This window comes from Bradyrhizobium sp. UBA2491, from assembly GCF_002341725.1.
Classification (GTDB): domain Bacteria; phylum Pseudomonadota; class Alphaproteobacteria; order Rhizobiales; family Xanthobacteraceae; genus Bradyrhizobium.
Genome location: NZ_DDOP01000049.1, coordinates 37,576 through 50,408, shown reverse-complemented (window position 1 = coordinate 50,408; position 12,833 = coordinate 37,576). Strand labels below are relative to the sequence as shown.

Genomic DNA, 12,833 nt, shown 5'->3' with positions numbered 1-12,833 from the left:
TTGGGGCGTAGCCAAGCGGTAAGGCAGCGGATTTTGATTCCGCCATTCGGAGGTTCGATCCCTCCCGCCCCAGCCATCCACAAGCCTATGATCTTGTTGGGATAATGACTTGACTTCGAGGCGGGATTCGAGGCCATTCACAAAGCGGATCTGCCCGGTCATTTGGACATGCGGCGCTGTTCCCGTGGCTATCGCCGCGAGGCGAGGGGCGATTCGATCATGGCGGTCGTCTCGACCGCGGACGAAACAGCGTGATGAGCCAGACGCGCGCGCCATGGCACGCAGCAAAGGCGCCTACGTAAGTTGTTGAAATCTCAGTAAATGCTGGGCCTCCATCACGAAGGGCGGCTAGTTTTCGGTCCCGGCCGTGGGCGGGTTTCCGGTCAGCGCACTTGCTGCACCGGCACTGATCGCCTTGAACGACGCGGTCGTGCTGAACGTGCCACGCCCAACGGCGTAGACCTCGCCCTTGTCGTCGCTGATCTCGACGTCGGCGACCGACAACGCCTTGCCGGCTCGCACCAGCCGTCCGGTGGCGATCAGATCGATCTTCGCCGGCGATTTCAGGAAGTCGACGCGGAAGTTCGCTGTCGGGGTCGGACGTCCGGTCTTCAGGCCGCAAGCGACCGCACCGGCGACATCGATCAGCGCAGCGATGACGCCACCATGGTAGACGCCGGCATCGGGGAAGATGCTGAGCGCCGGGTTATAGGGCAGACGCAGCACCACGAGTCCGGCGACATCGTCGGCCCGGTCGAGCTTCAGCCCGATGAACTGGTGAAAGGCGGCCGTTTCCACAATGCGGCGGAATGCATCGACATCGAGCATGATCAAGAGACCTTGTTGGCGGGAGTAACTTCGAAGGCAAACGCGAATGCGCCGAGTGCGTCCTCGATCGGTTGTACGTGCTGCGCAGCAGCGCGCACGTGAACGAGGAAACCGTGGCGCGGATGAGGGAAGATGGCGACGGAGGCCATCTGGTCGGCGCCAGTGATGGCGTGGATGAGGCGTTCGACGACGCGTTGCGTGATATCCAATTTGAGCGGCTGCTTGTGCACCTTGCCGACGGCGGTGACCGGCAGTTGCGGAAGGATGATGATCTCCTTCGGGATCGCGGCGCGCTCCTGGATGCGCTGCGATGCGAAGGCGAGCAGTTCCGCTTCATCTGCGGCAGCACCCGGATGCAACTGGACATAGGCCACCGGAATTTCCCCGGCATAGGCGTCGGGCCTGCCGACCGCTGCCGCCACGGCGACGCTGTCGTGTGCCGCGAGCGCATTCTCGATCATGCCGGGATCGATTCCGTGCCCGCCGCGCTTGATCAATTCCTTCGCACGTCCGGTCACCCAGACGAAGCCGTCGCGATCGACACGGCCGAGGTCGCCGGTGTCGAGCCAGCCGTCGGAAAAAAAGGGCTGCTCGCCTGCATGTCGGTTGAGATAGCCGGAGAACACCGTAGGGCCACGGATCGCGAGTACGCCGATGTCGTCGCCGGCATCGCCGACCGCACGGCCGTTCGCGTCGGTCCGCATGGCGCGGACTTCGCAATAGGGTAGCGCCAGCCCGACGGAGCCCCGTCGATTGACGCCGTGACAGGGGCCGCTGGTGACGGCGAGCGTCGCCTCCGTCAAGCCCCACGGTTCGACCACGGGAACGCCGAGGCCATCGTTCAGGCGTTCGCCGACCGCGCGCGGCAAGGCCGCCGCGCCGTTGATCAGCAGGCGGAGGTGGGGCAGGCCGGCGCGATCGGGCAGGTTGGCGGCAAGTTGCGCCATGACCGTCGGCGGGCCGACGACCACGCTGACGCCATGGTCGGCGATGGTCGCCGGGAGCGCCGCGACGACGCCTTCGCCGCGATAGCCGAGCGGCCCGAGGACTAGGATGCTGCTGCCGGCACTGAGGGGAAACAACGAGCAGGCGAACAGGCCGCCGACATGGAACATCGGCATCGCGCATAGCACGCGATCCCGCGCGGCGTAGCCGTAGCCGAAGCAGGATATCAGCGCCGCAGCCGCGAGATTGTGTGCGGTCAGCGGTACGAACTTCGGCAGGCCGGTCGTTCCGCCGGTGTGGAACAGCGCGACCTGGTCCTGCGGTGCCCGCGACCGCAGCGGCGGAGCATCGGCAGGTGCGACCGGCAGACGTGCCGTGTCGATCTCGATCAGCGCGATTGCCCGTTGCTCGCAATCCGCGCGCAATGTCGCCAGCATCTTCGCCAGTGCCGGTGGCGGGTCGGTCGGCACGAGCAGCACCCTGGCGCCGCTCTCTGCGATCAGCGTCATGACCTGCGCTGGCTCGAGGTAGAGGTTGATCGGCGCGAGCGTTGCCACGGCCAGGGCGGCGATCGCTGTGGCGACGGTCGCCGGACCATTCGGCAGCAGCGTCGCCACGACGTCGTCAGGGCCAACGCCGGCTTGCTTCAGCCGCACGGCGATGGCGCGTGCGCCGTCGCACAGCTGTCGCCGCGACGTCGTGGCAACCGCATCGCCGGCGCGCCCTGAAGGAATGTACTCAATGGCATCCGCCTCGCCATCGCAATCGGCGTGCGATGTGATCATGGCGACGATGTCGCGGCCAGCGATCCGCTGCGCAAGCGGGACTGCGGCGAACGCCGCGACGTCGGCAGCCGTCGCGAAGCGGTGAGGGGGGCTGTTCATCCTGTCACCTTCTTCCGATCAGGGCTTCACGATGACCTTGCCGACAACGGCGCGCTCCTCGATGGCACGCACCGCGGCGATGCCGTCCGACAGCGCGCATACCCGATCGATCGGCGGATCGAGCAGCCCCCGCGCGACAAGGCCAAGGCATGCCTCCTGATCCGAGCGGTCCCAGCCGGTCGAACCGATGATGCTCATTTCCGACATGAACAGGTAGGGGATATCGGTGACGGCGGCATAGCCACCGGTGCCCCCGCAGCACAACAACCGGCCGAAACGCCTGACGCAGCGCATCGATGGCGCCCAGGTGTCGCCCGCGGTGAAGTTCACGACGACATCGACGCCGCCGCCGCGCAGCAGGCTGCCGGTCGTTTCACGGACATATTTGTCGATCTTGACGGCGCTGTAGTTGATGGTTTCGTCGGCGCCGAGGTCGCGCAGCCGTGCGCACTTGTCGTCGCTGCCCGCGGCGGCGATGACCTTGCAGCCGGCGAGCTTCGCCAACAGCACGCAAGCGGTTCCGACGCCGCCCGACGCGCCGAGCACGAGTACGGTTTCGCCGGCCTTGATCTGTCCGCGGGTGTGCAACATGCGGTGCGCGGTACCGTAGGCGCAAGGAAGTGCCGCAGCCTTTTCGTCGGGGACGTCGTCGGGGATGCGCATCAACTGGCTGGCGCGAACCGTGCAGTACTCGGCCATCGCGCCATTGCGCGTCTCGCCGAGCATCTCGAACTGGCCAGTGCTCCAGTCGACGTGATGCGACACCGGCAGCACACGCTCGCCGACCGTCCAGCCTTCGACGCCGTCCCCGAGCTTGTCGATCACGCCGGCACAATCGCCGCCGGTGACTCCCGGCAATTCGACCTTGATGCCGGGCATGCCACGCCGGGAAAAGATGTCGAGGTAATTGAGACCGCAGGCGCGGACCCGCAGGCGGACCCAGCCGGGTGCAGGCTCGGGCCGCGGCAGGTCGCCATACTGCAAAACTGACAAGTCGCCGTGCGTTTCGAAAAAGACCGCCTTCATTTGCGCCTCAATCCGCTCAACAAATCCTCTTGCATATCCTGCATATGATTGCACAATATGCAATACAGGGAATGGCGGAGGGAAAGTCATGTGGAAGCGTGTCATGTTGACGCTGGCGATCGCCGGCGTCGTGACGTCGGGTGCGTCGGCGCAGAGCAGGCGGGTTGCGATCGCCGGATGGGGCCCGCATCCGACGCTCAACGAGACGATCGCCGGCTTCAAGAAGGGGCTTGCCGAAGGCGGTTTCGCCGAAGGCCGCGACGTGACGTTCGACGAGACCAACGTCAATTTCGACGCCGCTCTGATTCCGCAGATGTTGACCCGCCTTGCGGGTGCGCAGCCGGATCTGATGGTGACGGTGGCAACCCCGGTTTCGATCGCCGCGCGCAATCAGCTGCGGTCGCGCAGCTTTCCCATCGTGTTCATGCCGATCGCGGATCCCGTGCACGCCAAGCTCGTGCCGTCGTGGGACAGGGGCGATCGCTTGATGACGGGATCTTCCGTCGCGCTCGATTACGCAGCCGGTCTCACCTTCTTCAGGGGGCTGTTGCCGAACCTGAAGCGTCTCGGCGTGCTCTACGACACCGGTGACGACAGCTCGAAGGCGGCCGTCGACGGCATGGAGGCGGCCGCTTCCGGCAGCGGCGTCACGATCGTCAAGATCGGCGTCGATAACCCTAATGAATTGTCGCAGCGGGTGCAGTCGGCGGTCGGGCAGGTCGATGCGCTGTTCACCGTGGCATCGGGACGCATCCAGCAGGGGATGGCGGCGATCTCGGCGACCGCCGATCGTGCCAAGCTTCCGGTGATCACGTCCATTCCGGATGCGGTGCGGCAGAACTACGCGCTGGCGGCATTCGCGGTGTCGTTCGCCCAATCGGGCGAGGCGGCCGGGCGGATCGCCGCGCGCATTCTCAAAGGTACGGATCCGGCGACCATCCCGCCGTATCGCGCGACCGCTGCCGAGCACGTGCCGATGATCAGCAGCCGCAAGCTCGCCGTCCTCGGGCTTCAGGTGCCGCCGGCGCTCAGCGCTTGCAACTGCCTCGTGGATTGAGATCGATGATCGTCGCTTCCGGGCTACGCAAGGTCTTCAATGCCGGGACGGCATCGGAGAAGATCGCGATCGCCGGCCTCGATCTCGAGGTCGCAGCGGCGGACGTCGTCGCCGTGATCGGCGGCAACGGCGCTGGCAAGAGCACGCTGCTCAATCTCCTGGGCGGCGCCTTGAGCGCAGATGCCGGTCGGATCATGATCGACGGATCCGATATGACGCGGATGTCCGAGCACGGCCGGTCCAGCGTCGTCGCACGCGTGTTCCAGGACCCGATGATCGGCACCGCGCCTTCGCTCACGGTCGGAGAGAACATGACGCTGGCCCTGATGCGCGCGAGCGGGCGCGGATTGCGCCGCGCGGTCACGCGCAGCCGTCTCGATGACTTCCGCGCGGCGCTTGCCGGACTTCGGCTCGGCCTCGAAAACCGCCTGGACGCTCAGGCCGGTAGTCTGTCCGGCGGCCAGCGCCAGGCGCTGGCATTGGCAATGGCGACATTGCGGCCACCGAAGCTGCTGCTGCTCGATGAACATACCGCTGCGCTCGATCCACGGACCTCGGAACTGGTGATGGAAGCGACCGCGGCGCTGGTGCGCCAAGGGCGCCTGACCACGCTGATGGTCACTCACAACATGCAGCATGCGCTGTCGTATGCGTCGCGTATCGTGATGATGGATGCCGGGCATATCGTCGCCGATATCGGTGAGGAGAAGGCGGCCATGACGGTCGCCGATCTGGTCGCGCGCTTCCATCTCACCGACGATCGCATCGTCCTGGCGCGAGCAGGTGCACGATGATCGGCGTCTTTCTCAATCTCGTGCCGGTCACGCTGGTGCAGAGCCTGGTCTACAGTCTCGTCGCCATCGCCATCATGATTCCGTTCAGGACATTGTCATTGCCCGACCTGACCGTGGAGGGCAGCTTTCCCCTCGGCGGATGCGTTGCCGCCGCGCTGATCACGGCGGGGTTCAATCCGTGGGCAGGTACGGTGTTTGCGGTGGCCGCGGGCGCTCTCGCCGGCGCGGCGACGGCGCTGATCCATCTGCGCCTGCGCATTCCATCGCTGCTTGCCGGAATCCTGGTGGCGACCATGATCTGGAGTGTCGATCTGCGGGCGATGGGCATGCCGAACCGCTCGGTGGCGCCGGAGCTGTCGGTCTACGACGCGATCACCCCCGACATCCTGCTCAGCAACTGGCCGCAAGTGGCGGTGTTCGCCGCCCTCGTCGGCTCGGTCGTGCTCGCCTTGATCGGCTTCTATCGTACGGAGATGGGGCTGTCGCTGCGCTGCGTCGGCGCCAATGCGCGGCTGTCGCCGGCGCTCGGCATTTCGCCGCGCACCTATGTCGTACTGGGCTTCGGCCTCGCCAACGGTCTCGCGGCGCTCGGCGGTGCGCTGGTGGTCCAGCAGCAGGGCTACGCCGACGTCACGATGGGCTTCGGCATCCTGGTGAACGCGCTTGCGGCGTTGATCATCGGCGAGGCGATCGTCGGCCAGGCGTCGATCGAGCGACAGATCATCGCGCCTGTCGTCGGCTCGATCGTCTACTACCAGCTCGTCTCGCTGGGGCTCGCGACCGGACTGCATCCGTCTGATCTCAAGTTCCTGACCGGGGCTTTCGTCCTGATCACGCTCGGACTGCCGCTGCTGACCGGGCGGACGAGGCCGGCGGTCGGGACATGAGCACGGCGCAGGCGACATGGGACGGACGGAGGCAGCGTCGCCGCCTTGGCCTGATCGGCGGCATGAGCTGGCGATCGACCGCGCTCTACCATGAGCGGCTCAACTGCGCCGCCGAGCGGATATTCGGCCCTCACGGCACGGTCGTTGGGCAGATCGAGAGCCTCGACTATGCAGAGCTGTTGTCGTTCGCTTCCCGCGGCGACATGGCCGCGATCGAGGCGCGTCTGGCCGATGCGGCGCGCCGGCTGCGTCACGCCGGCTGCGAGGTGATCGCGCTGACTGCGGTCACCGCTCATCACTGGCACGGCGCCGTTGCCGCCGCGGTCGACGTGCCCGTGCCGCATGTGCTGTCGGCGGTGGCGGAAACACTAGGGGCGAACGGGCTCGTCGATGTCGGCGTGCTCGGCACCGCCCTGACATGTGGTTCGCGAGCCGCCCGCGGCCGTCTCGACGACGGCCGACGGCTGTTGTTTCCGGACGAGGTCGCACAGGCGCGCATCGATGACCTGATCCAGCGGATCCTCACGGTCGATGGCGGCGATGCCGCGGGCCGCGACACGCTCGCCGACGTCAGCCTGACGCTGCAAGACCGCGGCGCTCGCGCCATCGTGCTGGCCTGCACGGAACTCCCCCTGCTGCTTCCTGTCGCGACGATCGAGCTGCCGGTCATCGACGCCGTCGCGCTGCATATCGACGACATTTTCGACCACATCTGCGAGTGAACCATGGCCAACCATCCCATCGCCGAAATCGACCACCTGCTGACTTACGTGCGTGACCTCGACGTCGCCGCGTCGCTGTTCCATCGCATGGGGTTCACGCTGTCGCCGATCAGCCGCATCGAGCCGATGGGCATCTCCAACCACCTCGTGCTGATGCAGCCGCAGACCGAAGGGTTTGCCAACTATATCGAACTGATGGCGTCGCACGATCGCAGCCGACTGCCACCCGCGATGGCGCGAACGCTGTCGGGTGAGCAGGGCGTCAAGTCGATGGTACTCGGCGCCCGCGATGCCGCCGCGGCCCAGCGCGTGATGGCTGCCGCCGGATTCGACGCGGGACAGCCGGTTCATGTCCGCCGCGAATGGGTGATCGCGCCCGGCGAGTCCGTATTTCCGGAGTTCGACGTGATCCTGCCCGTCGATGCGCCGCTCGCTTTCAATGCCTGCCGTTACTATGACGTCGGGTTGTATTTGCGTCAGGGCTGGCTGTCCCACGCCAACACCGCGCAGCATTTCGGAGGCGTGTTCGCAGTAGCGGCCGATCCGGCTCGCTGGCGCGACAGCTTCAGCGGCTTGTTTGCCAGCGGACAGCACCTGCGTCCAAGCCCGGGACAGGTCTGGCTCGACGTGCTGTCGCCCGGGGATGCCCAGGCGCGCTTCGGCACCGGCGGCGCGTTAATGGGCGCAGAGGCCCGCTATCTCGGTTATGAGATCGTGGTGGAATCGATCGCGGCCCTGCGAGCATGCCTCGAGCAGGGCAAGATTCGTCACCGCCTCGACGGCGACATCGTTTACATCGACCCGGAAATCGGCTTTGGAAACCTGATCGTTTTCCGACAGCGCGGGCGCTAGCATGGCAAGAAAGACGAAGCCGACGGGACGCGGGCGGGCAGCCGCGGCGCGGACCTCGGCCGCCGATCGGGTTCAAGGCATCCAGTCGGTCGAGATCGGGTTTGCGGTCCTGGACGTCCTTGCCGACAGTCCGGGGCCGTTGACGCTGGGCGAGGCGGCGCGCCGCGCCGGACTGTCGCTGAGCCAGACGCGCCGCTACCTCGTTAGTCTCGTGCGCTGTGGTCTTGCGACCCAGGACGATGCGACGGGGCTCTATGATCTCGGCTCGCGTTCCCTGAGGATAGGCCTCGCTGCACTTGCCCGCGTCGAGGCGATCGATCTCGCGACCACGGCGCTCAAGGAACTGGTGGCCAAGACGCTCGAAGGCGGCACCCTGACCGTCTGGGGCGATGGCGGACCGACGGTGGTGCGCTGGTTCAGGGGCGGCGGCATCGGTGTCACGTCGCTGGGTCTCGGCACGGTGTTTCCGCTGTTCGCATCCGCGACCGGGCATGTCTTCCTGACCTATCTGACCGAGGACAACACCCGCGCGCGGCTCGAGCGCGAACTCGGCGCCGGGTTTCTTGCCTCGCCGGAAGGACGGCGCTCGGTCGATGCGGTCAAGGCCAAGGTGCGCAAGTCCGGCTTCGGTTGGCTCAAGGGCCATTTCGTCGAGAATATCCGCGGTGCTGCGGCTCCTGTGTTCGATTCCCAGGGCGAACTCGTGGCTGTGCTTGCCATCGCCGGCCCCGACCGGCAGGCGACCGCTACCGACTCCGCCGTGCAGGCTTTGGTCGAAGCCGCGGCGCAGGTGTCGCGGCAATTGTGTTTCTCCGGTACACCTCGCGTGAGCCAGAAATGAGCGATGACCTCCATATCGAATCCCTATTGTCGGGCGGAACTGGTGCTGGTCTCGAGCGGGCGCTCCCCTCCGCCGTCGATCGTAACTGGGCGGCGCAGGCGCTTGCCCTGATCGAGACCGACCAGCGGCGGTCGGCGGACACCCATCTCCTGCATTTCGATGTCCCCGCCCTGAGCGGGCTGTCGATCTACCTGAAGGACGAATCGACCCATCCGACCGGCAGCCTCAAGCATCGCCTGGCCCGCTCGTTATTCCTGTATGGCATCTGCAACGGCCGCGTCCGCGGCGACACGCCGATCGTCGAGGCCTCGTCGGGCTCGACCGCGGTGTCCGAGGCCTACTTCGCGCGGCTGCTCGGCCTGCCGTTCTATGCCGTGATGCCGGCGAGCACCTCGCGCGAGAAGATCGAGGCGATCGAGCGGCAGGGCGGACACTGTCACCTGATGCAGCATCCCGCGCAGATCTATGCTGAGGCTGCTGCTCTCGCCGAGCGCTTGAAGGGCGTCTATCTCGACCAGTTCACTTTTGCCGAGCGTGCGACCGACTGGCGCGGCAACAACAATATTGCCGAGTCGATCTTTCAGCAGATGAGCGGCGAACCGCACGCGGTGCCGGCCGTCATCGTGATGAGTGCCGGCACCGGCGGTACCACGGCGACCATCGGCCGTTATATCCGCTATCGGCGCTACAGCACGCGCCTGTGTGTCGTCGACGTCGAGAACTCGGTGTTCTTCGATGCGTACCGCCATGGCGATCGCGAGGTAACCGGCGAGCGACCGTCGCGTATCGAAGGCATCGGACGGCCGCGGGTCGAACCGTCGTTCCTCAGCGAGGTGATCGATGAGATGATCCGCATTCCCGACGCGGCTTCACTGGCCGCGATGCGGGTGCTGTCACACCGGCTTGGTCGCAAGGTGGGCGGGTCGACCGGCACCAATTTCTTCGGCTTGTGCCTTGTTGCAGCGCGGATGCTGCGGGCGGGCGAAAGAGGATCACTGGTGACGTTGATTTGCGACGGGGGAGATCGGTACCTCCAGAGCTACTACAACGACGAGTGGATCGCGGCACAGGGTCTCGAACTTGCGCCCTACGAGCGGTGTATTGAAAGCTTTCTATCCGGAGACCCCTGCGCTTAGCAGGGTACGCTCGCGAGAGCGTCGACCTGGTCCCCCGCGGATGCCTTCACCGCATCGACATCGGAAGCTACCTCGCTCTCCTAGAAGTTGAATGTCGTCGAGAGCATGTAAGCGCGCGGCGCGCCGATCGACAATCCGCCGACCGCACCAGGGATGTTGGTAAGATAGTCGGCACCGAACAAGTTGGTAACCCGCCCGCGCACGGTGATCGGTTTGGCGGACCACATGTTGGCGAACGTGTAGGATGCTCCGAGGTCGGCACGTATGTAGGCTGGCACGCGTTGCGTGTTCTGGGGATCGTAGTAGCTATCGCCGACAAAGACGGCGACCGGGGAAATGGTGAGGCCAGGCACGGCCGGGATATCGACGTCGACGCCAACCGACCCCTGATAGTCGGGAACGGCCGGCGCTCTCTTGCCGACGGTGGTGGGATCGAGGGTGGTTTCCAGCCGGCCGTCGATCAGGCTGACCCCTGCGAGCAGGCGGACACCCCGGGTCGGTTCGCCAAACACCGTGAACTCGACACCACGATTGCGCTGCAAACCAAGCGGTCCGTAAACATTGTTGACGGGATTGGTGAACACCGATGGAGAGGTAATGTCATAGGCCGCTAGCGTTGTGGCAAGCGTGCCCCACCAATTGACCTTGACGCCGACTTCCTTTTGTTGGGTTACGACCGGTGCAAAACCCTGGCCAGCATTCGCCGAGCCAAGCGGGGCAGGGACCACCTGGGTCAATGCCTCGATGTAGTTGGCGTACAGCGACACATTCTCGAATGGCTTCACGACCAGCCCGACTGCCGGTGACGTCTTTGAATTGTTCTCGGTGTCCGTCAATTTGCCGGTGTTCAGGCCATAATTGTCCTGCTGCATCCATTGGTGCCGCGCGCCGACCGTCAACGCTATGCGCTCATCGAGCACGGAAAGCGTATCGGCAACGCTGAGGCTGCTGTTGTCGACCTTCGTGAGCGGCAATGCGGGGCCGGCGCCGTCGACGGAGATCCCGGGATTCGGTGACGGGGACGGATTGTAGATGTTGGTCAACGCCATCCCGAACGTCAGCGCCGACTGCCGGTCGAAGCGAACGTCCTGCGCCGTGAAGACGACCTTGTGCCTGATTGGGCCGGTCTCGAACTCGCCCCGCACGCCGACTTCGGCCGATGTGGTGTTGATCTTGAAGGGGCCGCCAACTTCGAACTGGGACACCGTGCCGGCGTTGTCGATCACCGTGTTGGCGAGAGCCTGAAGGAACGTGGCGCTCTGTTTCTTCGCGCCGAAAGCGCCGAAGACCGTCACATTGTCGAGCACGTCGGCTTCGACTCTGGCAACGCCATAGTCGTAGTTCGCATTATAGAATTCATATGGCTGCGCCAGATTGTTGGTGTTCCTGACGCCGGTCGGAACGTTGACTCCAGGAAGCAATCCAAATGTCGTTCGCTGCCCGTTCTTCTGGTCGAGATCGTTGTGGAAGTAATCGAACGACGCTCGCACGCGCTCTCCACGGTAGTCGAGGCCGAGCGAAACTGCGCTTGCTTCTTCGTTGAGCCGGTCGACTGGGCCATTGCCGTTGCGGTAGAGCGCGTTGACGCGAACGCCCCATTCCTTGAACTCGCCGTATCGCCGTCCGACATCGAGCGCGACGCCGCCCATCCCGTTCGACCAGTATGTGCCGGTGATCTGCGCGATCGGATCGTCGGTCGCGTGCTTGGGCACCAGGTTGACGACGCCACCCAGCGAACCAAGCGGCGGCGCGCCATACAGAAGCTGGCTGGGGCCGCGCAGCACCTCGATCCGATCGAACAATTCGACCGGATAGGTGGTGCCCGGCGCGACACCGTAGAGCCCGTTCAGCGCAACGTCGTTGGCGTTGTAAGGAAACCCGCGAATCGAAAGGACATCATAATAGGAGCTGTTCGAACCGACCGTGACAGCAGGATCTCTTTCAAGAACGTCCGAAACGTTCTTTGCCTGAATGCTCTGGATCAAATCTTTCGTGTAGCCGGCGATACTGAACGGCGTATCGAAGATGCTCTTGTTGCCGAGAATACCGACTTGCGTTCCACTCGCGACCTGTCCGCCTGCAAACGGCGCGGGAGGGCCATTGACTTGGGAGGCGGCCGGTACGCGATAAGCGGTCGGTGTCGGCTCGCTGCGATTTCGGGCAGTCTGTCGGTCGCGCGTAGCCGCGCGAATGAGCCGCGTTGAACGTTGTGGCGCCGTGTTGCGTCTTACTGCGGGCTTGCTCGGTGCCTCGACCGTAACCGGTGGCAGGCTCGTTTGAGCAACGGTCGGTTCGCTGCAAATGACCGCGAGCACAAGATAACTGACTGCTCCCAAGTAAGGCGCTCTGGTCAAATCCGTCTTTGAGATCGTCATCTATTCAAGATCCAATTCATCAATCCATCAATCCGGCGTCGGCCGGAAACCGCTCAATGTCCTATCGAGCAGGCGTTGGTCGCGCACCTAGAATGTTTCCACGCCGACCGCGTGCATAAGTCTTTAGCCCGCACGCAAACGTCGCGGGTCTGGCACTGCAAGGCAGGCCTATCTATTGATCTGACCGAGCAAAAATGCTGCCGAGAAAATCAATCTAAGCGAGCATTTCCTCGCATCATAGCGATGCGAACTCAGCGAACCGCAGAGCGTGAGCCCTCCGCCAGGTCAACAGAGAGCAGTGGTAGCCGTTTGTCGATGATGCCGAGACCCGAATTCCGTATCGCTGTCGTCTTCGCGTTTGCTGCCCGGTCGATGGTTCACGTCGGAGTCCGATACCGAGGCTACACCGAGCCCCTATCGTCGATCGACGGAACGATGCCTCCGGGCCATTGCGGAACAGGCCCGTAGTTGCATGAGCAACGTCCA

General features: G+C 64.7%; 11 protein-coding genes and 1 tRNA gene. 8 read left to right on the top strand and 4 right to left on the bottom strand.

Annotated elements, in window-relative coordinates; genetic code table 11:
- Position 1 precedes the first annotated feature (1 nt).
- A tRNA-Gln gene (locus tag B2W55_RS16290) sits at positions 2-76 on the top strand.
- Between the two features lie 272 nt (positions 77-348).
- On the opposite strand, the gene B2W55_RS16285 is transcribed toward B2W55_RS16290, so the two are convergent.
- The 3 genes from B2W55_RS16285 to B2W55_RS16275 are packed head-to-tail and all read right to left on the bottom strand — an operon-like array spanning position 349 to position 3,683.
- Positions 349-828 (bottom strand): PaaI family thioesterase, encoded by a 480-nt coding sequence (locus B2W55_RS16285; RefSeq protein ID WP_063830187.1) that lies wholly within the window; start codon positions 826-828, stop codon positions 349-351.
- A 2-nt stretch (positions 829-830) separates the two neighbouring features.
- Complete coding sequence (locus B2W55_RS16280; protein WP_024580676.1) at positions 831-2,657, bottom strand: AMP-binding protein; 1,827 nt, start codon at positions 2,655-2,657, stop codon at positions 831-833.
- An 18-nt stretch (positions 2,658-2,675) separates the two neighbouring features.
- Positions 2,676-3,683: a zinc-binding dehydrogenase gene (locus tag B2W55_RS16275; RefSeq protein ID WP_024580677.1), complete on the bottom strand. Its 1,008-nt coding sequence runs from the start codon at positions 3,681-3,683 to the stop codon at positions 2,676-2,678.
- Between the two features lie 88 nt (positions 3,684-3,771).
- Here B2W55_RS16275 and B2W55_RS16270 point away from each other — a divergent pair, with 88 nt between their 5' ends.
- Genes B2W55_RS16270 through B2W55_RS16240 form a run of 7 tightly spaced genes read left to right on the top strand, consistent with a single transcriptional unit; the run spans position 3,772 to position 9,972 of the window.
- A complete protein-coding gene (locus B2W55_RS16270; RefSeq protein ID WP_024580678.1) occupies positions 3,772-4,740 on the top strand; it encodes an ABC transporter substrate-binding protein in 969 nt (322 codons plus the stop codon).
- Between the two features lie 5 nt (positions 4,741-4,745).
- A complete protein-coding gene (locus tag B2W55_RS16265; RefSeq protein ID WP_024580679.1) occupies positions 4,746-5,534 on the top strand; it encodes an ABC transporter ATP-binding protein in 789 nt (262 codons plus the stop codon).
- Entirely contained in the window at positions 5,531-6,421 is an 891-nt protein-coding gene (locus B2W55_RS16260; protein ID WP_024580680.1) for an ABC transporter permease, read from the top strand. Before B2W55_RS16265 ends, B2W55_RS16260 begins: the two co-directional genes overlap by 4 nt.
- Complete coding sequence (locus B2W55_RS16255) at positions 6,418-7,143, top strand: aspartate/glutamate racemase family protein (RefSeq protein ID WP_043855509.1); 726 nt, start codon at positions 6,418-6,420, stop codon at positions 7,141-7,143. Before B2W55_RS16260 ends, B2W55_RS16255 begins: the two co-directional genes overlap by 4 nt.
- Positions 7,144-7,146: 3 nt before the next feature.
- Positions 7,147-7,995, top strand: coding sequence for a VOC family protein (locus B2W55_RS16250; RefSeq protein WP_024580682.1), 849 nt, complete (start codon positions 7,147-7,149; stop codon positions 7,993-7,995).
- Between the two features lies 1 nt (position 7,996).
- Complete coding sequence (locus B2W55_RS16245) at positions 7,997-8,836, top strand: IclR family transcriptional regulator (RefSeq protein WP_024580683.1); 840 nt, start codon at positions 7,997-7,999, stop codon at positions 8,834-8,836.
- A complete protein-coding gene (locus tag B2W55_RS16240) occupies positions 8,833-9,972 on the top strand; it encodes a PLP-dependent cysteine synthase family protein (RefSeq protein ID WP_024580684.1) in 1,140 nt (379 codons plus the stop codon). Before B2W55_RS16245 ends, B2W55_RS16240 begins: the two co-directional genes overlap by 4 nt.
- Before the next feature lie 80 nt (positions 9,973-10,052).
- Here B2W55_RS16240 and B2W55_RS16235 read toward each other — a convergent pair whose 3' ends face one another.
- Positions 10,053-12,347 carry a TonB-dependent receptor gene (locus tag B2W55_RS16235; protein ID WP_029879013.1) on the bottom strand — a complete coding sequence of 765 codons (2,295 nt, stop codon included), beginning with the start codon at positions 12,345-12,347 and terminating at the stop codon, positions 10,053-10,055.
- Positions 12,348-12,833 lie beyond the last annotated feature (486 nt).

What these genes read in the sequence shown, in the direction of transcription:
- B2W55_RS16260 (WP_024580680.1), top strand. Translation starts at nt 5,531, where the DNA reads ATGATCGGCGTCTTTCTCAATCTCGTGCCGGTCACGCTGGTGCAGAGC.
- B2W55_RS16270 (WP_024580678.1), top strand. Translation starts at nt 3,772, where the DNA reads ATGTGGAAGCGTGTCATGTTGACGCTGGCGATCGCCGGCGTCGTGACG.
- B2W55_RS16235 (WP_029879013.1), bottom strand. Translation starts at nt 12,347, where the DNA reads ATGACGATCTCAAAGACGGATTTGACCAGAGCGCCTTACTTGGGAGCA.
- B2W55_RS16240 (WP_024580684.1), top strand. Translation starts at nt 8,833, where the DNA reads ATGAGCGATGACCTCCATATCGAATCCCTATTGTCGGGCGGAACTGGT.
- B2W55_RS16265 (WP_024580679.1), top strand. Translation starts at nt 4,746, where the DNA reads ATGATCGTCGCTTCCGGGCTACGCAAGGTCTTCAATGCCGGGACGGCA.
- B2W55_RS16245 (WP_024580683.1), top strand. Translation starts at nt 7,997, where the DNA reads ATGGCAAGAAAGACGAAGCCGACGGGACGCGGGCGGGCAGCCGCGGCG.
- B2W55_RS16285 (WP_063830187.1), bottom strand. Translation starts at nt 828, where the DNA reads ATGCTCGATGTCGATGCATTCCGCCGCATTGTGGAAACGGCCGCCTTT.
- B2W55_RS16280 (WP_024580676.1), bottom strand. Translation starts at nt 2,657, where the DNA reads ATGAACAGCCCCCCTCACCGCTTCGCGACGGCTGCCGACGTCGCGGCG.
- B2W55_RS16255 (WP_043855509.1), top strand. Translation starts at nt 6,418, where the DNA reads ATGAGCACGGCGCAGGCGACATGGGACGGACGGAGGCAGCGTCGCCGC.
- B2W55_RS16275 (WP_024580677.1), bottom strand. Translation starts at nt 3,683, where the DNA reads ATGAAGGCGGTCTTTTTCGAAACGCACGGCGACTTGTCAGTTTTGCAG.
- B2W55_RS16250 (WP_024580682.1), top strand. Translation starts at nt 7,147, where the DNA reads ATGGCCAACCATCCCATCGCCGAAATCGACCACCTGCTGACTTACGTG.